Raw genomic sequence first — 19,175 nt, 5'->3', positions numbered from 1 at the left:
CCCGTCGGCCCTGCTCCTGTTTTCGAGCGCAGCGAGACCGAGCATTACTGGTTCGCGGCCCGGCTCGCGTCCGAGTGGCCGCCGCGTCCGCGACGAAGTCGCCAGCGGCGGTCGCTGTCGGTGGACATTGGGTTTTTACGAGCACGCCGAAGGTCCTGCGGGTGCCGCCCGACGTTACCCGTCGGCCCTGCTCCTGTTTTCGAGCGCAGCGAGACCGAGCATTACTGGTTCGCGGCCCGGCTCGCGTCCGAGTGGCCGCCGCGTCCGCGACGAAGTCGCCAGCGGCGGTCGCTCGGACGCGAGCCACAAGGGGGCCGCGAACACGCAGCGCCGCAGGCGCTGCAAATCCAACACAGCCTAGGCTGGCGACGTGACCGACAACCGGATGGCGGCACTGCGCGGCAGGATCGCGGGTGAGGTCGACACCTCCGAGCGCTGTCGCGCGGAGTACTCCTCGGACGCGTCGAACTACCGGGTTCGTCCCGCCGCGGTCGTCTTCCCACACACCGACGAGGACGTCGCGGCCACCCTGGAATTCGCCCGCGCGCACGGCCTCCCGGTGACCGCGCGCGGCGGTGGAACCTCGGTGGCGGGCAACGCGATCGGTCCCGGGCTGGTGCTCGATTTCAGTAGGCACATGAACCGGATCGGGGCCATCGATCCGGACGCACGCGTGGTCACGGTGCAGCCGGGCGTGGTGCTGTCGGAGTTGCAGCGCGCGGCTCGTCCGCACGGGCTGCGCTTCGGGCCCGATCCCTCGACGCAGAGTCGCTGCACGCTCGGCGGCATGATCGGCAACAACGCCTGCGGACCGCGGGCCGTCGCCTGGGGGCGCACCGCCGACACCGTGCGCGAAGTGCGCATCCTGGACGGCAGCGGCACCGAACGCACGCTGGCAGCGGATTTGTCCGTGGTACCGGGTCTCGCGGAATTCACCAGGGCGCATCTGGCGGTATTGCGCACCGATCTGGGGCGGTTCGACCGCCAGGCGTCCGGTTACGGCTTGGAGCATCTGCTGCCCGAGCGCGGCGCGTCGGCCGCCAAGGCGTTCGTCGGCAGCGAGGGCACCTGTGGCCTGCTGCTGGACGCCACGGTCGAGTTGGTCGCGCTGCCCGCGGCGACCGTGCTCACCGTGCTCGGCTACCCCGACATCGCCACCGCGGCCGATGACGTGGCCGCGGTGATGGCTTGCGCGCCGATCGCGGTCGAAGGCATCGATGCGCGGCTGGTCGATGTCGTCCGCTCGCACCGGGGTTTCGTCCCGGACCTGCCGCGGGGCGGCGGATGGTTGTTCGTGGAGACCGCCGGTGCGACGCAGGCCGACGCGGTGGCCGTCGCACAGCGACTGTGCCGGACGGCGGGCGCGCTCGACAGCAGGATCGTCACCGATCCCGGCACCGCCGCCGCGCTTTGGCAGATCCGTGCCGACGGCGCGGGGCTGGCCGGTCGCACACCTGATGGCCGCCCGGCGTGGCCCGGCTGGGAGGACGCGGCCGTCCCACCCGAGCGGCTCGGCGCCTACCTGCGCGATTTCGCCGCGCTGACCCGTGACCATGGCGTGGACGGGTTGCTGTATGGGCACATCGGCGACGGCTGCATCCACGTCCGGCTCGACCTCCCGATCATCGACGCGCCACAGCGGTTTCGTGCTTTCCTGTTCGACGCGGCGGAACTGGTCGTCCGTCATGGCGGTTCTCTCTCCGGCGAGCACGGTGACGGCCGAGCCCGCTCGGAACTGCTCTCGGTGATGTACTCGCCCGCGGCACTCGATGTTTTCGCCGGATACAAGGCGCTGTTCGACCCCGACGACGTGCTGAACCCCGGTGTACTCGTCGCGCCGCGTCCGGTCGACGCCGATCTGCGGCTCGCCGGGCTCCGCACGCTCGGAACGTCGAACGGTTACGCGTTCCCGCGTGACGGCGACGATATCGGCGTCGCGGTCCATCGCTGCGTCGGCGTCGGCTCGTGCCGCGCCGACGGCGGTTTCATGTGCCCGTCCTTTCAGGCCACCCGGGATGAGAAGGACAGCACGCGCGGGCGGGCACGGGTCCTGCAGGAGGTGGTCCGCGGCGCGCTGCCTTGGTCGTCGGAGGCCGTCGCCGAGTCGCTCGATCTCTGCCTGTCGTGCCGGGCGTGCCGCTCGGAGTGCCCGGCGGGAGTGGACATGGCCACCTACAAGTCGGAGACGCTGTACCGCCGCTACCGCCGTCGGCCGCGGCCGATCGATCACTACTCGCTCGGCTGGTTACCTCGGTGGCTGACCGTCGCGACACGGGCTCCGCGCCTGGTCAACGCGTTCGCCGGTCGTCCCGCAGTGCGTCGCATGGGTTTGCGAGCAGCGGGCATCGACCCGCGCCGTACCGTTCCGCGGTTGGCCGAGCGCACCTTCCGCCGGATCTGGCGTGATCTGGACGAGGGCGCCCTGCTCGCCGAGTCGGCCTACGCGCCAGAGGAACCGGGCATCGTGTCCGGCTCCGGCGACGTGATGCTGTGGGTCGATACCTTCACCAACGCCTTCGACCCGGAGATCGCGCTGGCCGCGGCGCGGCTGCTGACCGCTCTCGGCTACCGCGTCCGCATCCCCGAGCGCGGCGTCTGCTGTGGGCTCACCTGGATCAGCACGGGGCAGCTCGACGGCGCCCGCGCACGGCTGCGCGCCACCGTGGCCGCACTGGCCGACCACGTCGCCGCGGGCGGCATCGTCGTCGGACTCGAACCGTCCTGCACCGCGGTGTTGCGTGCCGACCTCCCGGAACTGCTACCCGACGACCCGCGGTCGGCCGCGATCGCCGCCGCGGTGCGTACCCTCGCCGAATTTCTCGCCGAGCAGCCGAACTGGCGCCCGCCGGCGCGGACCGGACAGTCGGTGGTGGTCCAGCCGCATTGTCACCACCACGCGGTGCTCGGCTTCGAGCCCGATCGCCAGTTATTAACCAGCATGGGGGTGCTGGTGACGGAGATCACCGGATGTTGCGGTCTGGCCGGAAACTTCGGCATGCAGTCCGGCCATTACGACATTTCGGTCGCGGTGGCCGAGAACGGCATGCTGCCCGCGCTGCGCGCCGCGGGCGCGGACGCGGTCGTCCTCGCCGACGGCTTCTCCTGTCGTACCCAGGCCACTGCCCTGGCCGGGCGACGAGGTCGGCATCTCGCGCAGTTCCTCTTGGGGGAGTGAACCTTTCGCTTACCCGTCGGAGGTCGGTGCGCGTCCGGCCTCGAGCTCAGCTGCCGAACGGCAGGGTGCCAGGCGGAATCTGGTAACCCGAGCTACCTGCGGAAACATTGCCCCAGGCGTTGAGTAACCAGTTGAGCACGTTGGTGATCATCGGAACCTCCGTCATGGCGACTGCCAGCTATTTGCCGATCGAACTCAGTATCGCCCCACTATCGGCCGCGTTACACCGAGGCGGACGCCGACACGCGTACCGCGCCGGGCAGAATGAGGCCGTGCGCACTGCGATGGCCGAGCCGGAAGCGTGCCGGACCGTGACGGCGGATCGGCCGATCGATCTGGCGAGCAGCCTCGCACCGCTCGGCCACGGCATCGCCGACCCCTGTCATCGGGTGACGCCGGACGGCGCGCACTGGCACGCCTCCCGCCTGCCGACCGGGCCGGTCACCTACCGATTGACCCAGTCGGGTCCGTGCGCGGTGCAGGCCCGCGCCTGGGGGCCGGGCGCGGCGGAGTTCGTGGACGGTCTCGAGCACATGCTGTGCCTGGACGAGGACATCTCGACGTTCGCCCCGGATCATCCGAAGCTCGTCGACGCGCACCGTCGTTTCCCGGGTCTGCGCATGCTGCGTACGGGTTTGGTGTTCGAGGCCTTGGTGCCCGCCGTGCTGGAACAGAAAGTGCACAGCATCTCAGCGCGTGCGTCGTGGCGGAAACTGGTGCGGCAGTTCGGTGAACCCGCCCCCGGCCCCGCGCCCGAGGGAATGCGGCTGCCACCGGGCGCCGATACGTGGCGGCGGATCCCGTCCTGGACCTATCACCGGGCGAACGTCGGCCCGCAGCGGGCGCAGACCATCGTGCGCGCGGCCAGGCTGGCCGACTCGCTCGAGCGTGCGGCGCGGGTCGATCCGGCCGAGGCGGCGCGCATGCTGCGCAGCGTTCCGGGCATCGGGGTGTGGACCGCCGCCGAGATCGCGCAGCGGGCTTTCGGCGACGCGGACGCGTTGTCGGTCGGCGACTACAACCTGGCCGCCACGGTCGGTTGGACCCTGCTCGGGCGCCCGATCGATGACGACGCGATGGTGGAATACCTGGAACCGCTACGCCCGCATCGCTATCGGGCGATTCGCCTGCTCGAAATCAGCGGCCACTTTCACAAACCGAAGTTCGGGCCCCGTACTCCCCTCACCGACCACAGCTGGCACTGATTTTCCCCAGTTTTGCCCATTCTTTATCGATTTCTCCCACGCTGAACCACGGACACTGGAGTGACCCGCGCCACGTTTGAACCATCACCGTAATCCCCGCCCCGGTGCATCGCACCAAGTTGCCGTTGGGGGTCGGTATGGCCCGGCGCACATAGTCGAACCACACAGCAGCAGGGGGTTGTCAGTGGATCAGATGCCACTCGGGGATACACCTCGGTCCAGATGCCAGTTCTATCGGCGGGAGTGTGATCTGCCCGCCGTGGTCGACCCTCCCGAACTGGGCCGGATCGTGATGCGCGCCGGATCGGTGTGGGCGTTGACGATGCCGAGCAGCTTGGGTCAAGCGGTCAAGGCGCATATGCAGAGCATGCGCGTCCCACTCGGTCCGATCCTCGCGCACCCGCGCTCGAATCGGTGGACGTTCCTGATCACGCCAGATCTGCCGGAAAGCGATACGCGGCTGTTCGCCGAGTTGTTCCGGCTGGATGTGTCGGTCGCTCGCACCGGGTCGACGATCGCGTTGCCGTCTCCGACAGCGGCGGTCGGCTCGATCCGCCGATGGATAGTGCCGCCGCGCAACCAATTTCGCCCGTCCGGTCATGTGGTGGTGGCGGCCATCCGCGCTTGGGCGGACCCGGCGCGGCACCGGCGGTGACGGCACGCGTCCGGTGCGTTCGTCCGGCATGTGGTGCAGGGGCCCGGAGATCTGCTCGGTTGTACACCGGACAGTGCCGGTGGCGGCGGTACGATCGGGCGCGCGTCGAGCGCGGTGCACAGAGATTTTCGGTCCGTAGACCTCTGCTCTGGTTGACAGCGAAGGAGTCCATGTCGTGAGCGAGCTTGCGAGCGAACCATCGACACAGCACGCCGTGTGCACGGCGGCGCCGAGCGCAGGCGAGGTGATGTCGTGAGTATTCAAGGCAACGCGAACATTGATCTGACCAACGCCGTATGGCGGAAGGCGGGCGAAGGCTCGGGCAACGACAGCGTGGAGGTCGCGCTGCTCGCCGATGGGCACGTGGGTCTACGCAACGGGAAGGACCCCGACGGGCCGGTGCTGATTTTCACGCCCGGCGAATGGGCGGCTTTCACCGCTGGCGTGCACGATGGCGAGTTCGATCGCCCGAAGTAATAACGGCGCGGCCCGGTAGCGATCGAAGAGCTACCGGGCCAGAGGCCGTATCTTGTCGAATCCGCGCTCGAAGATCACGAAATGACACAGATTCGACAACAAAATCACGTTTGCCCGGTCTGGCTACGGGTAGCCCTTCTTTCGTGGACCGTGGGCTCAAGAGTTCCCATCCCCGGTACAAGAAACTACGGCCGGGCGATTGGGTGGAATGGCTGATCGTCGCGTTGCTGTTCGCGGTATCGGTGATCGGTGTTTTCATCCTCACCAGCTCGGTCCTGACGGCATTGCTCGTCGGCGTGCTGGTCTGGATCGTAGCCCTCGGTGTAGTGGCAATGCTGTAAGGGTGCGCCGACCGGCCGGGGTGATCCCGGCCGGTCCTCCACGGCGCATCAGCGACGAAACAGCTTGTTGCCCAACCACACCAGCGGATCGTATTTGCGATCGGCAACCCGTTCCTTCATCGGGATCAACGCGTTGTCGGTGATCTTGATGTGCTCGGGGCACACCTCGGTGCAGCACTTGGTGATGTTGCACAAGCCGAGGCCCTGCTCGTCCTGCGCCAAGTCCCTGCGGTCGGCGACATCCAGCGGATGCATCTCCAACTCGGCGATCCGCATCAGGAAACGCGGTCCCGCGAACGATTTCTTGTTCTCCTCGTGGTCACGGACCACGTGACAGGTGTTCTGGCACAGGAAGCACTCGATGCACTTGCGGAACTCTTGCGAACGCTCCACGTCGACCTGCTGCATCCGGTAATCGCCCGGCTTCAGATCCGCGCGCGGAGTGAACGACGGGATCTCCCTTGCTTTCTCATAGTTGAAGGACACATCGGTCACCAAGTCCTTGATCACGGGGAACGTGCGCATCGGCGTCACCGTGATCACCTCGTCCTCGGTGAAGGTGGACATCCGCGTCATACACAGCAGACGCGGACGCCCGTTCACCTCCGCCGAACAGGAACCGCACTTGCCTGCCTTGCAGTTCCACCGCACGGCCAGGTCGGGCGCCTGCGTGGCCTGTAACCGGTGGATGATGTCCAGCACCACCTCGCCCTCGTTCACCAGCACGGTGAAGTCGTGCAGTTCCCCACCCTCGAGATCGCCGCGCCATACGCGGAATTTGGCGTCGTAACCCATCGTTACGCCTCTCGCTCTGTCGAATTCCCGGCCGCGGCCGGGTGCCCGGCGAGTTCCGCCGGGGTGTAGTACTTCTCCAGCTCGCCGAGATCGAAAAGGGCGAGCAGATCCGGGCGCATCGGAACCTGATCCTTGCGCGTCACTGTGACGCTGGGGATCGGGTCGCCTGCCGTGCCGGGATCCACCGCGCAGACCAACAGCTTGTTGCGCCAGTCCGGATCCATCGACGGGTGATCGTCCCGGGTGTGCCCGCCTCGGCTCTCGGTGCGCAACAGCGCGGCCTGTGCCACGCATTCGCTGACCAGCAGCATGTTCTGCAGGTCAAGCGCGAGATGCCAGCCCGGGTTGAACTGGCGGTGCCCCTCCACGGTGACGTGCCGGAATCGGTCGCGCAGCTCGGCGAGTTTCTCGATCGCCTGGCGCACCTCGTGTTCCTTGCGGATGATGCCGACCAGGTCGTTCATCGACTGCTGCAGATCGGTGTGCAAGGTGTAGGGATTCTCGCCGTTGCCGTCGGTGGGAGGATCGAAGGGCGCCAAGGCGGCCTTCGCGGCCTTCGAGACGTCGTCCTCGGAGACCGACGGCCGGTCGGCGAGGCCCTCCACGTAAGCGGCGGCGCCGAGTCCGGCCCGGCGGCCGAATACCAGCAGGTCCGACAGCGAGTTCCCGCCGAGCCGATTCGATCCGTGCATGCCGCCCGAGCACTCACCGGCGGCGAACAGGCCGGGCACCGTGGCCGCGCCGGTGTCCGGATCGACCTCGACTCCGCCCATCACGTAGTGGCAGGTCGGCCCGACCTCCATCGGCTCCTTGGTGATGTCGACGTCCGCGAGCTCCTTGAACTGGTGGTGCATCGACGGAAGCCGCCGCACGATCTCCTCGGCGGGCATCCGAGAAGCGATATCGAGGTAGACGCCGCCGTGTTCGGTGCCGCGGCCCGCCTTGACCTCCTCGTTGATCGCGCGCGCGACCTCATCACGCGGCAGCAGGTCCGGGGTGCGGCGCGCGGAATCGTTGTCGCGCAACCACTGATCGGCCTCCTCCTCGGTCTCGGCGTACTGCCCCTTGAAGACCGGCGGAATGTAGTCGAACATGAACCGCTTGCCCTCGGTGTTCTTCAGCACCCCGCCGTCGCCGCGCACGCCTTCGGTGACCAGGATGCCCTTCACGCTGGGCGGCCAGACCATGCCGGTCGGGTGGAATTGCAGGAATTCCATGTTGATCAGCGTCGCGCCGGCGCGCAGCGCGAGCGCGTGCCCGTCGCCGGTGTACTCCCAGGAGTTCGAGGTCACCTTGTAGGACTTGCCGATGCCGCCGGTCGCCAGCACCACCGCCGGGGTCTCGAACAAGATGAAGCGGCCGGATTCGCGCCAGTAGCCGAACGCGCCGGAAATCCGGTCGCCGTCCTTGAGCAATTCGGTGATGGTGCACTCGGCGAACACCTTGATCCGCGACTCGTAGTCGCCGGTCGCCGCGAAATCCTCCTGCTGCAGCGCGACGATCTTCTGCTGCATGGTCCGGATGATCTCGAGGCCGGTCCGGTCGCCGACGTGGGCGAGCCGGGGGTAGGTGTGGCCACCGAAATTGCGCTGGCTGATCCGGCCGTCCGGAGTCCGATCGAACAGGGCCCCATAGGTTTCCAGTTCCCACACCCGGTCGGGCGCCTCCTGGGCATGCAGTTCGGCCATGCGCCAGTTGTTCAGGAACTTGCCGCCGCGCATCGTGTCCTTGAAATGGACCTGCCAGTTGTCCTTCTCGTTGGCATTGCCCATCGACGCCGCGCAGCCGCCTTCGGCCATCACGGTGTGCGCCTTACCGAACAGCGACTTGCACACGACCGCGACCGACAGCCCGTGCTCCCTGGCCTCGATCACCGCACGCAGTCCGGCGCCGCCCGCTCCGATCACGACGACGTCGTAGTTGTGCCGTTCCACTTCTGCCATGCAGAGAACTCCTCAGTGAGGCGGTCAGTCGATGAACCGCAGGTCCGAAATCGTGTTGCTGGCAACCAACATGACGTAGAAGTCGGTCAGCACGAGCGTGCCGAGCGTGGTCCAGGCCAGCGCCATGTGCCGGGTGTTGAGCTTGGAGACCTGGGTCCAGAACCAGTAGCGCACCGGGTGCGCGGAGAAGTGTTTGAGCCGTCCGCCCGCGATGTGCCTGCACGAGTGGCAGGAGAGCGTGTAGGCCCAGAGCAAGATCACGTTGCCGAGCAGCACGATATTGCCGAGGCCGAAACCGAAGCCGCCGGTCTTGCCGTGGAAGGCGACGACGGCGTCGTAGGTGTTGATCACCGAAACCACCAGGGCCACATAGAAGAAGTAGCGGTGGGCGTTCTGGATGATCAGCGGCATCCTGGTCTCGCCGGTGTACTTGCTGTGCGGCTCGGCCACGGCGCAGGCGGGCGGGGAGAACCACACCGAGCGGTAGTAGGCCTTGCGATAGTAGTAGCAGGTCAGCCGGAAGCCGAGCAGGAAAGGCAGCGCCACGAACCCGAGCGGCAGAATGGCGGGGAGCTCGCCGATCGGGGTGCCGAAGTGGCTCGAACCCTCGACGCAGGAGGTGCTCAGGCAGGGCGAGTAGAACGGGGTCAGATAGTGGTAGTCGGGAACCCAATATGCCGTGCGCACATACGATCTGATCGTCGCGTAGATGACGAACGCGGCGAGTCCGAGCACCGTGAACAGTGGCGGGATCCACCATCGGTCGGTGCGTAATGTGCGTTCGGAGATCCTGGCCCTTGTTCTGCTGAAGACGCCGGGGCCCGTGTCCGGGGCGGCGGTGGGTGCGGCACTCACTGGGATGCCTCGCTGATCTTGTGTGCGGGTGGTCATCGTTACCTCCGCAATCGAATGTGATGCTGAGCACCATACGACACCCCTGCTATGGCGTGAGCAGGGTCCCGGCATTACGAGCCGGACGAGATGCCAGTGATTTGCGCCACATCGAGCGCCGGATCGGCGGGTGGCCGCACGGGGTGAACGGACCGCAAACGAGGCGGACTCGGCTGGGCCGGAAGGGGTTCGGCGCCGGTGCGCGGCACGGAATCGAGCTCGAATCGCCGTGCTCGAGGTCTGTGCCGGGTGGTGTCGTCTTGTGCGGAGATCGCCCCGCCCGTCTGTCTATACGGCGTCAGACCTGGACTTGCTCAGGTAAGCGCATCGCCGGCCGATACCACGGGATGGCCGCCTCGAGCGATGGCCGGAGTGACTCGCCCTTTTCGGCGTCCGCCGGTCGGTCTCCGGGCGGGGGCTGGCGTCACGGCCCGCGCTGGACGGCGATGGCAACCACTCCGAAACCTCGTCGGTGCCGCCAGCAGGGCGCGGGCAGGCTGGTCCACTACGCACGCCGATTCGCGGGCCCACTCCCGTTATCTCGGAGCCCACGAAATCGGCGACGGCGTTCTAGGTGGTTCGCGGACGGGAGTGGAAGCCGAGCCCCTCGTCCTGCGCGCCCATCCAGGCCGCCTCGTCGGACTTGCTGTCCGGAACGTAGATGACGTCCTGCGCTCGGCGTCGCACCTCGGGAGGCGGTGACTGCTCGAGTTCGTCGGCGTCGATGGCCAGGCGCTCGAGGTCGTTCTCCAGTCGGCGCACGGGGCTGGCGTCGCCGTAGTGGTCGCGCAGTACGCCAATGGATTGCCGGAGCTGGCCGACCGCGTAGCGGAGTTCCGCAAATTCGCTGCGTGTCATCGATACCTCCTGTATTCCCTGGCGGACATGCGAACTCGGTGGCGAGCGCGCGGTTTGCCGGTCTGCCTCGAACCGCGCGCCACCGAGTTGTGTGACCCACCACACAACGTGATCTACAACACAGTACCGAAAGAATCCGATTCTGGCTCGTACCCGGCGGGAAATCGCGGATCGCCAATTGGTTGCCCGGTGGTCAGCCCGCGGCGGCGTAGTCGGCTGTCGCCCGCACCGCGGCGAAGGCTCGCTCGACGAGGCCGACGATGGACAGCGCGACCTCGTCGGCTCGCTCCAGCATGACGCTGTGTCCGGCCCCTTCCAGGCGCACCAGCTCGGAACCGGCCAGCTGGGACGCCAGCGCCACCGAGTGCGCGAACGGCACGAGGATGTCCGCCGACCCCGCCAGCACCAGCGCGGGGATGGTGCCGAGCCGGTGCAGGGTCGCCGTCTCGTCGAAGGTGATCAGCGAGTGCAGGAAGCTGCACATGGTCAGCAGGGGGGTGTCGTTCAGGATCGCCGTGGCCAGCGCGGCCATGCGCGGGTTCACCTTCCCGGTGCCGAAGTTGGCCTCGCGCAGGATCGGCGCGACCAGGCCGCGGGTCAGCCGCTTGGACGCCTGCATCACGCGCGGGGCGCGGGTGACGGCCGCCACCAGCGAGTTCACCGCGCGCCGGTTCAGGAAGCGGGCGAGTCCCACCTCGGTGATGCCGTTGGCCGCGCCCGCCAGCAGGCCCACCCCGGCGATCCGGGTGCCGACGGCTTCCGGGTAGAGCCGGGCGTAGGCGAGCACGACCATCGCGCCCATCGAGTGGCCGACCAGGATCACCGGACCGGTCGGGGCGACCGTCCGCAGCACGGTGTCCAGGTCGTGCCCCAGCTGGTCGATGGTGTAGGTCGACGGATGCCCCGCGCCGGATTCACCGTGGCCGCGGTGGTCGTAGAACACCATCCTGGTGTCGCTTCCCCATTGCCGCAGCAATTGATCGCGCAGGTAGGACCAGGATTCGCTGTGCAGGCAGTGTCCGTGTACGAAGACGACGGTCGCGGGGGCGTCGTCCGCGCCGAAGACGCGGACCGCGAGAGGGACACCGTCCGCGGCTGCCACCGTGATGCGGTGGCCGTCGTAGTCGGCGGCTCGGCGGGCGATGGTCGTAGACATGGCACCCTCCTGTGGGCGTGGAGCGCGATCGGCGCTCCTTGCCCTCTTTTCGAGGGGAATTTCCGCGTCGTTAACGGCCCATACCTGCCGTTATGTACACGTTGCCCAACCGAGGCTGCCGATCGATCCGATGGTCGCGGCCGCGCTGGGCAGGAAAATCTACGAAATGATTGCTCTGACGGTAGATTTCGATAGATAGCCGGATAGCTCGCCGGTCCGGCTCGGGTCCGAAGAATCTGCCGCTTTCTAGCGATAATCCGATACTGCCGAATAGGGCCCGAGCGACAGCCGCCCGTCACGGTCGGTCCCCGAGCTACCGACCGTGACGGGGCCTATCGCTAGTTCACGCCTCCGCGCGGCTGCGGGTCGAGGGCAGGAAGGGGCGCAACAGGTTCGCCTCGGTCGACGGGCCCATCTGCCACTCCCCGATCCACGGTCCGGTTCCCTCGCTGGGGTCGAGCACGCCCTCCTCCAGCCACTGATAGCGGCCGTCGAGCACGCCGCGGGTGAGGGTGCGATCGTCGTCGTCGGTGTTCTCCCACAGCTCGTCGAAGAGCTTGCGCACGCGCAGCCGCGACTGCCTGCAGAACGTATCCGCCAGCTCTTCGGCGGCCTTGGCCTCCGGCGCGCCCTCGGTGCGCATCGCCTGCGCGCGCACGCAGACCGCGGACATGGCGAACAGCTCCGCGCCGATGTCGACGATCCGGCCCAGGAAGTTCTGCCGGTATTCCAGCCCGGCCTGCCAGCGGCCCATCGCGTACATCAGCGACCTGGCCTGCTTGCGCGCACTGCGTTCGACGAACCGCAGATGACGAGCCAGCACACCGAATTCGGTGTAGGCGGCCGGTACCGTGCCCGCTCCGACGGCCAGCTGGGGGAACCACTTCGCATAGAAGCCGGTCGCGCCGACGGCCGCCTTCGCCTTGTCCTTGAACTCGGCCTTGCGGTCCACCAGAGCCCCGGCGGCCGCCATGTGCGCATCGGCCATCTCCCGGGCGATCAGCAGCCGCATGATCTCGCTGGAGCCTTCGAAGATGCGGTTGATCCGCAGATCGCGCACCAACTGCTCGGCGGGCACGGCGCGCTCGCCCCTGGCGGCGAGCGAGGCGGCCGTCTCGTAGCCGCGGCCGCCGCGGATCTGCACGAGTTCGTCGGCGATCTGACAGCTCATCTCGCTGGCCCACAGCTTGGCCAGCGCCGCCTCGATCCGGATGTCGTTGCGCGCCTCGTCGCACATGGTGGCCGACAGGTCCAGCGCCGCCTCCAGCGCGAACGTGGTGGCCGCGATGAACGAGATCTTCTGGCCGACCGCCGCGTGCTCGCCGACCGGCCTCCCCCACTGCACCCGCTGCGCGCTCCACTCCCGCGCGATCTTCAGCGACCACTTCGCAGCCGCGGTGCACATGGCGGGGATGGCGAGCCTGCCCGCGTTGAGCGTGGTGAGCGCGATCTTGAGGCCGTCGCCCTCGCGGCCGATCAGGTTGCGCTTGGGCACCCGGACGTTGTGCATCCTGGTCAGGCCGTTCTCGATGCCGCGCAGACCCATGAAGGCGTTGCGCCGCTCCACGGTGATGCCCGGCGAGTCCGCTTCCACGACGAACGCCGAGATGCCGCCGCGATGCCCCTCGCTCTTGGGCACGCGCGCCATCACCACCAGCAGCTCGGCGACGACGCCGTTGGTGGTCCACAGTTTGACGCCGTTGAGGATGTAGGCCTCGCCGTCCTCGGTCGGCGTCGCGGTGCTGGCCATCCGGGCCGGGTCGGAGCCCACGTCGGGCTCGGTGAGCAGGAACGCGCTGACCGCGCCCGCCGCGCAGCGGGGCAGGAACTCGGCTTTCTGCTCGGGGGTGCCCGCCAGCTTCAGCGGCTCCGGCACGCCGATGGACTGATGCGCCGAGAGCAGGACGCCGAGGCTCGGGTGCGTCGAGCCGACCAGCATCAGCGCCCGGTTGTAGCCGAATTGGGAAAGACCTTGGCCGCCATACGATTGCGGTATTTTCAGGCCGAAGCAGCCGAGCTCGGCCATGGCTTTGACGTACTCGTCCGGAATCCGGCCCTCGGCTTCGATCACCGCTCCGTCCATGGACTCGCACAGCGTCCGCAGCCGGGTCAGAAACGCCTCGGTGTGCGCGGCGTCCTCGGGGCTCGGCTGCGGGTACGGGTGGATCAGATCCAGCCGGAACCGTCCGAGAAACATCTCCTTGGCGAATGAGGGCTTGGCCCAGCTCGTTTCGCGGGACTCCTCGACCAGTGCGCGGGCCTGTTCTTCGGTGGCGTCGACTTTCGCGGCTGTCGCCATGATGTCCTCCCTCGGACGTGATCAGGATCACATTCGAGTGTAGGAGACTTTGTTACCCGTCGGTAGGGCTCTTGGTCGAGAGAAATCTATGAATATCTATTGATCTTGCAAGAGGGGCGAATAGTGGGCAATCGGCCGCAGCCACGTCCGGCTGCCACGCGGCAGGTCAGACCGAGCGCAGATAGCGGCCGAAGTGCGGCACGGTGAAGCCGATCGTGCCGCGCTCGGCGGAGTAGATGAGACCCTTCTTGATCAGCCCGTCGCGGGCGGGCGACAGCGAGGCCGGTTTGCGGCCGAGTTCATTGGCCACCGCCGCGGTCGCCACCGGGCCGTCGTCCCCGGCCAGGTCCGCCATGGCGCGCATGTACTCGCGCTCAGCGGGCGTTGCCCGCTCATAGCGGGAACCGAAGAACCCCACCGCCAACTCCTCCTCGGCGGCAGGTGAGGCGACCTCGACGTCTTCGGCCGTGATCGGGCTCTCCGGCGCCTGGTCCCAGGCCGCTTTGCCGTAAGCCTGCACGAAATAGGGGTAACCGTCGGCTTTTTGGTACAGCGCGTCCAGTGCCCCATCGGTGAACTTCACGTTCTCGCGTTGTGCGGGCGCGATCAGCGCTTGGTCCGCGGATTCCCGGTCCAGCCGGTCGATGCGGTGATAACTGAATAGTCGCTCCGAATAGCTCTTCGAGGCGGACAGCACGGCGGGCAAATGCGGCAGACCCGCGCCGACGACGATCAGCGGCGCGGCGTCCTGACTCAGTTCGTGGCAGGCGCCGCAGATCGCCGAGATGTCGGCGGGGCCGAGATCTTGCATCTCGTCGATGAAGATCGCGATGCCGACCCCGATGTCGCCGGCCAGCGCCGCCGCATCGACCAGCAGTTCCACCAGGTCGATCTCGATGTCGCCGGAATCGGCCCTCCCGCTGACCGCAGGCACGTCGATGCCGGGTTGCCAGCGCTCCCGCATGCCCTTGTCCGCGGTGGCTCGCAGAGCGAAGGCCTTGAGGATGCCGAGGAAGTCGTCCACCCGTTCCGGATTGCGATGCGCCATGGCGATCGCGCGCACCGCCATGTGCAGCGCCGAGGACAGCGGTCGGCGCAATTCCTGATCCGGCCGCGCCTCGATCTTGCCGGTGCCCCATCCGCGCGAGATCGCCGCCGAGCGAAGTTGATTGAGCAGCACCGTCTTTCCGACGCCGCGCAGGCCGGTGAGCATGACGCTGCGTTCCGGGCGGCCGCGCGCGATGCGTTCGAGCACGATGTCGAACGCGGTGAGTTGCTTGTCGCGCCCGGCTAATTCGGGTGGGCGCTGTCCCGCTCCGGGTGCATACGGATTCCGCACGGGGTCCATGCCCCGACACCGTAGCGCGTCGGGTCCGAATAATCTGGGCACGTCTACGGCGTGTCCTAGAGAGCCTTAGCGGTCCGTATTGCACTATTGCTGTCGCCGTCGGTCCTCCGGGCCGACCCGAGAAGGGAGGGGTCATGTCCGACGAACCAACCCCGGCCGGCACCGCCGAGGTGGTCGAGTCGTGGAACGTTCCCGCGGGCGCCACGGTGGCCCAGCGCATCAGATCGAACATCCTCGTCGCGATCGAACGCGGTTATGACGACCCCCAGTTGGTCGCGGACCTCGCGGTCGGTCCGCTGGTCATGGCGCTGGGCAAGCTCGAGATCGAGTTGGCCGACGCGCGACGCCGAATCGAGGAACTCGAGCGCGTGATCCGCGGCGGCCGATCCTGAGTACGGCTCCGGATCCGGGCTGGGTTGTCCATTCGGTGATCCGGCGGAGTCGGTCGAGATCTAGTTGTGACCCTGCGCCCGCGGGTCTGGTTTCCGCGCCCTGCAGGGGCTCGCACGGTGATCGAAAACAAGCAGCTCTGTGCGCTGGACAACACCGCGCCAACACCGTAATCTCTTCGTGACTTAGTGGAACCAGTCGCTTCGTAAGAGAAGCGGCGCCACTAGTTACCGCCTAAACGGCAGTCGGGGCCAACCGGGCTCGGCGGTCGTACCGAGGACTCAGAGGATCGTCTGGGTAGGGCCGTTCTCCCGGCTCGAACTCGGTCGGCGGGAGCGTAGCAAGATCGGAGACGTAGCTCGGTGGGTAAACACAGCTTGCAACGGGATTCTCGGGTTCCGAATTCCGTCAAGGGTGCGATTGTCATGGGTGCGGTGGCCGCGACCGGCGCCATGCCCGCGATTCCGGCCATGGCCGCGACCATCAACGTTCCCGGTGTCGGTAACTTCGACGTTCCGCAGGAATGGGAACAGCCGGTCCAGCAGCTCAATCAGCAGATCCAGCAGGCGCTCGCGGCCGCTCCCGCCGCCCCCGCGCCCGCCCCCGAGGCGCAGGTGGCTCCTCAGCTTCCCGGTCTCGCGCCGGTGCTTCCGGGTCTGTTCGCCCAGCACAGCACCCCGGGTGACATCGCCCTCGACGCCGCCAAGACCAAGGTCGGCGCGCAGTACTCCTGGGGCGCCGCGGGTCCCCGCTCCTTCGACTGCTCCGGCCTCGTCCAGTGGGCGTTCCGTCAGGCGGGCATCGAACTTCCCCGCACCAGCTTCGAACAGTCGCACGTCGGAGCCCCGGTCGCCTACCACGAGCTGCAGCCGGGCGACATCGTCGTCACCAACGGCGGCGGTCACGTCGGCATCTACGCGGGCGACGGCAAACTTCTGAACGCGGTCCAGTCCGGTACGCCGGTGTCCTACACCCCGCTGCGCCCCGACATGGTGGTCACCGCACGCCGTATCGTCTAACGAGTGGCCCGCGCCGAATCCGGCATCCAGAGCAGCGCGACCCAGGCCCGCGTCGATTCGTGGACTTGGGCCGTGCGCCTGTTCAAAACCAGATCCGCCGCCGCGGAAGCATGTCGTGGTGGGCATGTGCGGGTGAACGGCTCGACGGCCAAACCCGCACAGCCAGTGCGCCCCGGTGACGAGGTGCGCATCCGGTCTGGCGGTCACGAGCGCATCGTCATCGTGGAGCGCATCGTCACCAAGCGCGTCGGCGCCCCGATCGCCGCGCAGTGCCTGATCGATCGCAGTCCGCCGCCCCCGCCACGGGAAATCGTGGCGAGCATGCCGCGTCGGGATCGCGGTGCGGGACGACCCACAAAGCGCGAGCGGCGTGAGACCGACCGCCTCATGGGCCGGGCTGATCGCTGACCGCGGAGCAATTCTGACGAGTCCACCGCGATGTCGCTGTGACAGCGGTTGGTGCTCCGATCTCAGATCATCGCGACTGGGCGTAGATGGCCTGCGACGTAGCGAGCCCTGCATTCCCCGCGCCGGAGCTTTCCGCTGCTGGTCTTGGGAATCCGCCCCGGCTCGACGAGCATCACCGCGCCGGGCATCACCTCGTGCGTGGACGCGACCGCGGAGCGGATGCGACGGGCCAGCGCGGACAGTTCGGCGGGTTCGGCGGCGCCGATGGTGACGACTTCGGCGACCACGACCAAGTCTTCCCGGCGCCCGTCATCGTGCCCGAACGCCGTCACATGGCCCGGCCGGATATCCGCCGAGCACGCTTCCACGGTCGTCTCGATGTCGGTGGGATAGTGATTGCGTCCGTCCACCACGATGACGTCCTTGCGGCGTCCGGCGATGTAGAGCTGGCCTTCGTGCTGGAAGCCGAGGTCGCCGGTGCGCAGCCAGCGGACGTCGGCACCGGGCAGCGTGGCGCCGAAGGTCTCCTCGGTGGCGTCGGGCCTGCCGAAATAGCCGTCGCACACATTGTTTCCGGCCACCCATATCTCGCCGACGTGCCCCGGCGGCAGCACCACCCCGGTGACGGGATCGACCACACATACCGCCTGTCCCGCTGGTGCGCCGCAGCCGACGAGCTGCGTGCCGCTCCGCGATTCACGCGCGTCGTCGGGGAACGCGACCGCGCGGCCTTCGGCGAGCGCGGCGCGGTCGAAGTGGTGCCACACCGGTTCCTCGCGCGCGTCGCAGACGGTGACCGTGAGCGTGGCCTCGGCGAGGCCGAATCCGGGTGTGTGCGCGTGGTGGCGGAAGCCGTAGGGGGCGAACGTCCTGGTGAATTCCTCCAGCGCGTCGGCGCGGACCGGTTCGGAGCCGTTGAGCAAGACGTCCAGCCCCGACAGGTCCAGACCGGTCCGCTCCTGCGGCGTCGTTCCCGACACCGCGAGCGTCAACGCGAAATTGGGGCATCCCGTGATGCCCGCGCCGTAGTCGGCGATCGCGCGCAGCCAGCGGATGGGCCGCTTCACGAATTCCGCGGGCGCCAGGGTGACGCCGTGCACACCGAGCCAGAGCGGCAGCGCCAAGCCCAGGATCAGCCCCATGTCGTGAAAGAACGGCAGCCAGGTCACGATGGGCCGATCCCTGACCGAGGACAGCGCATCCCGTAACTGCGCCAGCGCCGCGGCCAGATTCGCATGCGTGACCCGAACACCGGCAGGAGACTTGGTCGACCCGGAGGTGTATTGGAGATACGCGAGCTCGCTGCACACCGGGTCGACGACGGGCGCATCAGTCGCAGCGGGCACTGTCATCCGCGTGGCCGCATTCCTGCTGCGCGATGCATCGTCGCGCTCGCTCGCGGCCGGTGTGCTTCGTCGCGCGCGCTGTGCGGCGGAGAGCGGCCTGGGTTCGGGTGGGCGCAGCGGCAGTGTGATCGGTGCTACCAGGTCCCCCACTGTCGAGGTCGGCTGCGCGGCTGGGCGCGGAATCGGTCTGTCTGCCTGCGTCATCGGTGATAGCGGGTCCGCCGCTGGCGTCGTTTGTCGTGCGACATGCGCGCCCGCGTGCGGTAGGGCGAATTCGGTTACCGACGTTGGTGACTGCGCGGCCGAGTACGTCGCTGGTGCGGCGGAGTGCGCAGCCGATGGGGTTGACTCAGCGCGCGATGCGGTTGGTTGTCCGGCTGGAACTGGCTGCTCCGGGGAGGCCGAAGCTGCCGCCGATGCGGGTGACAGGACCCAATCCGCTGAAGGTTCCGACGGCACGGTAAGAATGCGCCCCAGTGCCGGTCCGAGGGTCGCGGCGGTGGTTTCGTCGTGGGCGGAGAGCAGGGTCAGGGTGGGGCGGGCGTCGGCGAGGATCGCGTGCAAGCGGTCTCGGTTGCGCGTTCCAGCTGCGGGGAACAGCGGTACCGCTATGCGATTGCTGTACAGGCAGGCGAGAAAGGCGACCGCATAATCGATTCCGTGGGCGCAGAGGATGGCGACCCGGTCGCCGGGCGCGCTCTCCTCTCGAAGTCGTGCCGCGATCGCCCCCGCGGCGGCGTGCAGGTCTGCGTAGGTCACCGTGACGGGCACGCGTTCTTGCAGGCGGTAGCGCAGTTCGGTGTATGCCGGGTCATCCGGTCGAGTCGCCGCCCAGTGGGCCACCTGGGCAGCGAGGACATTGCCCGTCG

General features: G+C 67.9%; 16 protein-coding genes. 8 read left to right on the top strand and 8 right to left on the bottom strand.

Going from position 1 to position 19,175, the window contains the following annotated elements; all coding sequences use genetic code 11:
- Positions 1 to 385: 385 nt before the first annotated feature.
- The 5 genes from ON34_RS28020 to ON34_RS28000 all read left to right on the top strand — a co-directional run bounded on the left by ON34_RS28020 (position 386) and on the right by ON34_RS28000 (position 5,853).
- The gene (locus ON34_RS28020) at positions 386 to 3,175 is read left to right on the top strand and encodes an FAD-binding and (Fe-S)-binding domain-containing protein (RefSeq protein WP_040785050.1); all 2,790 of its coding nucleotides are present in this window, start codon (positions 386 to 388) and stop codon (positions 3,173 to 3,175) included.
- 284 nt (positions 3,176 to 3,459) lie between these two features.
- On the top strand, positions 3,460 to 4,380 hold the full coding sequence (locus tag ON34_RS28015; RefSeq protein WP_040785049.1) for a DNA-3-methyladenine glycosylase family protein: 921 nt from the start codon (positions 3,460 to 3,462) through the stop codon (positions 4,378 to 4,380).
- Positions 4,381 to 4,639: 259 nt separating this feature from the next.
- Positions 4,640 to 5,035 (top strand): DNA-directed RNA polymerase subunit beta, encoded by a 396-nt coding sequence (locus ON34_RS28010; RefSeq protein WP_245548229.1) that lies wholly within the window; start codon positions 4,640 to 4,642, stop codon positions 5,033 to 5,035.
- Between the two features lie 252 nt (positions 5,036 to 5,287).
- Positions 5,288 to 5,512: a DUF397 domain-containing protein gene (locus ON34_RS28005; RefSeq protein ID WP_040785048.1), complete on the top strand. Its 225-nt coding sequence runs from the start codon at positions 5,288 to 5,290 to the stop codon at positions 5,510 to 5,512.
- 203 nt (positions 5,513 to 5,715) lie between these two features.
- The gene (locus tag ON34_RS28000; RefSeq protein ID WP_245548228.1) at positions 5,716 to 5,853 is read left to right on the top strand and encodes a hypothetical protein; all 138 of its coding nucleotides are present in this window, start codon (positions 5,716 to 5,718) and stop codon (positions 5,851 to 5,853) included.
- Between the two features lie 48 nt (positions 5,854 to 5,901).
- Here ON34_RS28000 and ON34_RS27995 read toward each other — a convergent pair whose 3' ends face one another.
- From ON34_RS27995 to ON34_RS27965, 7 genes are all read right to left on the bottom strand, one after another.
- The gene (locus ON34_RS27995) at positions 5,902 to 6,648 is read right to left on the bottom strand and encodes a succinate dehydrogenase/fumarate reductase iron-sulfur subunit (protein WP_040784951.1); all 747 of its coding nucleotides are present in this window, start codon (positions 6,646 to 6,648) and stop codon (positions 5,902 to 5,904) included.
- Between the two features lie 2 nt (positions 6,649 to 6,650).
- Positions 6,651 to 8,591, bottom strand: a complete 1,941-nt coding sequence (locus tag ON34_RS27990) for a fumarate reductase/succinate dehydrogenase flavoprotein subunit (protein WP_040784950.1) — start codon at positions 8,589 to 8,591, stop codon at positions 6,651 to 6,653.
- Between the two features lie 24 nt (positions 8,592 to 8,615).
- The gene (gene sdhC / locus ON34_RS27985) at positions 8,616 to 9,482 is read right to left on the bottom strand and encodes a succinate dehydrogenase subunit SdhC (RefSeq protein WP_245548227.1); all 867 of its coding nucleotides are present in this window, start codon (positions 9,480 to 9,482) and stop codon (positions 8,616 to 8,618) included.
- Positions 9,483 to 10,052: 570 nt separating this feature from the next.
- Positions 10,053 to 10,340 carry an Rv0250c family protein gene (locus ON34_RS27980; RefSeq protein WP_040785046.1) on the bottom strand — a complete coding sequence of 96 codons (288 nt, stop codon included), beginning with the start codon at positions 10,338 to 10,340 and terminating at the stop codon, positions 10,053 to 10,055.
- A gap of 193 nt (positions 10,341 to 10,533) precedes the next feature.
- The gene (locus ON34_RS27975) at positions 10,534 to 11,496 is read right to left on the bottom strand and encodes an alpha/beta fold hydrolase (RefSeq protein WP_040784949.1); all 963 of its coding nucleotides are present in this window, start codon (positions 11,494 to 11,496) and stop codon (positions 10,534 to 10,536) included.
- 343 nt (positions 11,497 to 11,839) lie between these two features.
- Positions 11,840 to 13,795 carry an acyl-CoA dehydrogenase family protein gene (locus ON34_RS27970; protein ID WP_040784947.1) on the bottom strand — a complete coding sequence of 652 codons (1,956 nt, stop codon included), beginning with the start codon at positions 13,793 to 13,795 and terminating at the stop codon, positions 11,840 to 11,842.
- 166 nt (positions 13,796 to 13,961) lie between these two features.
- The gene (locus ON34_RS27965) at positions 13,962 to 15,143 is read right to left on the bottom strand and encodes an ATP-binding protein (protein WP_040784945.1); all 1,182 of its coding nucleotides are present in this window, start codon (positions 15,141 to 15,143) and stop codon (positions 13,962 to 13,964) included.
- A 134-nt stretch (positions 15,144 to 15,277) separates the two neighbouring features.
- Between ON34_RS27965 and ON34_RS27960 the strand changes: the two genes are divergently transcribed.
- The 3 genes from ON34_RS27960 (at position 15,278) to ON34_RS27950 (ending at position 16,960) form a co-directional block, all read left to right on the top strand.
- Positions 15,278 to 15,535 carry a hypothetical protein gene (locus tag ON34_RS27960; protein WP_040784943.1) on the top strand — a complete coding sequence of 86 codons (258 nt, stop codon included), beginning with the start codon at positions 15,278 to 15,280 and terminating at the stop codon, positions 15,533 to 15,535.
- A 423-nt stretch (positions 15,536 to 15,958) separates the two neighbouring features.
- Positions 15,959 to 16,552, top strand: coding sequence for a C40 family peptidase (locus ON34_RS27955; RefSeq protein ID WP_051023215.1), 594 nt, complete (start codon positions 15,959 to 15,961; stop codon positions 16,550 to 16,552).
- 3 nt (positions 16,553 to 16,555) lie between these two features.
- The gene (locus tag ON34_RS27950) at positions 16,556 to 16,960 is read left to right on the top strand and encodes an RNA-binding S4 domain-containing protein (RefSeq protein WP_083889836.1); all 405 of its coding nucleotides are present in this window, start codon (positions 16,556 to 16,558) and stop codon (positions 16,958 to 16,960) included.
- A 62-nt stretch (positions 16,961 to 17,022) separates the two neighbouring features.
- Here ON34_RS27950 and ON34_RS38185 read toward each other — a convergent pair whose 3' ends face one another.
- Positions 17,023 to 19,149 carry a fatty acyl-AMP ligase gene (locus ON34_RS38185; protein ID WP_281032468.1) on the bottom strand — a complete coding sequence of 709 codons (2,127 nt, stop codon included), beginning with the start codon at positions 19,147 to 19,149 and terminating at the stop codon, positions 17,023 to 17,025.
- Positions 19,150 to 19,175: the final 26 nt, after the last annotated feature.

The organism is Nocardia pneumoniae NBRC 100136 (assembly GCF_000308755.1).
In the GTDB taxonomy this organism is placed as follows: domain Bacteria; phylum Actinomycetota; class Actinomycetes; order Mycobacteriales; family Mycobacteriaceae; genus Nocardia; species Nocardia pneumoniae.
Note: the sequence above shows the minus strand (reverse complement) of the source record. Positions and strands in the feature narration are given on the sequence as shown.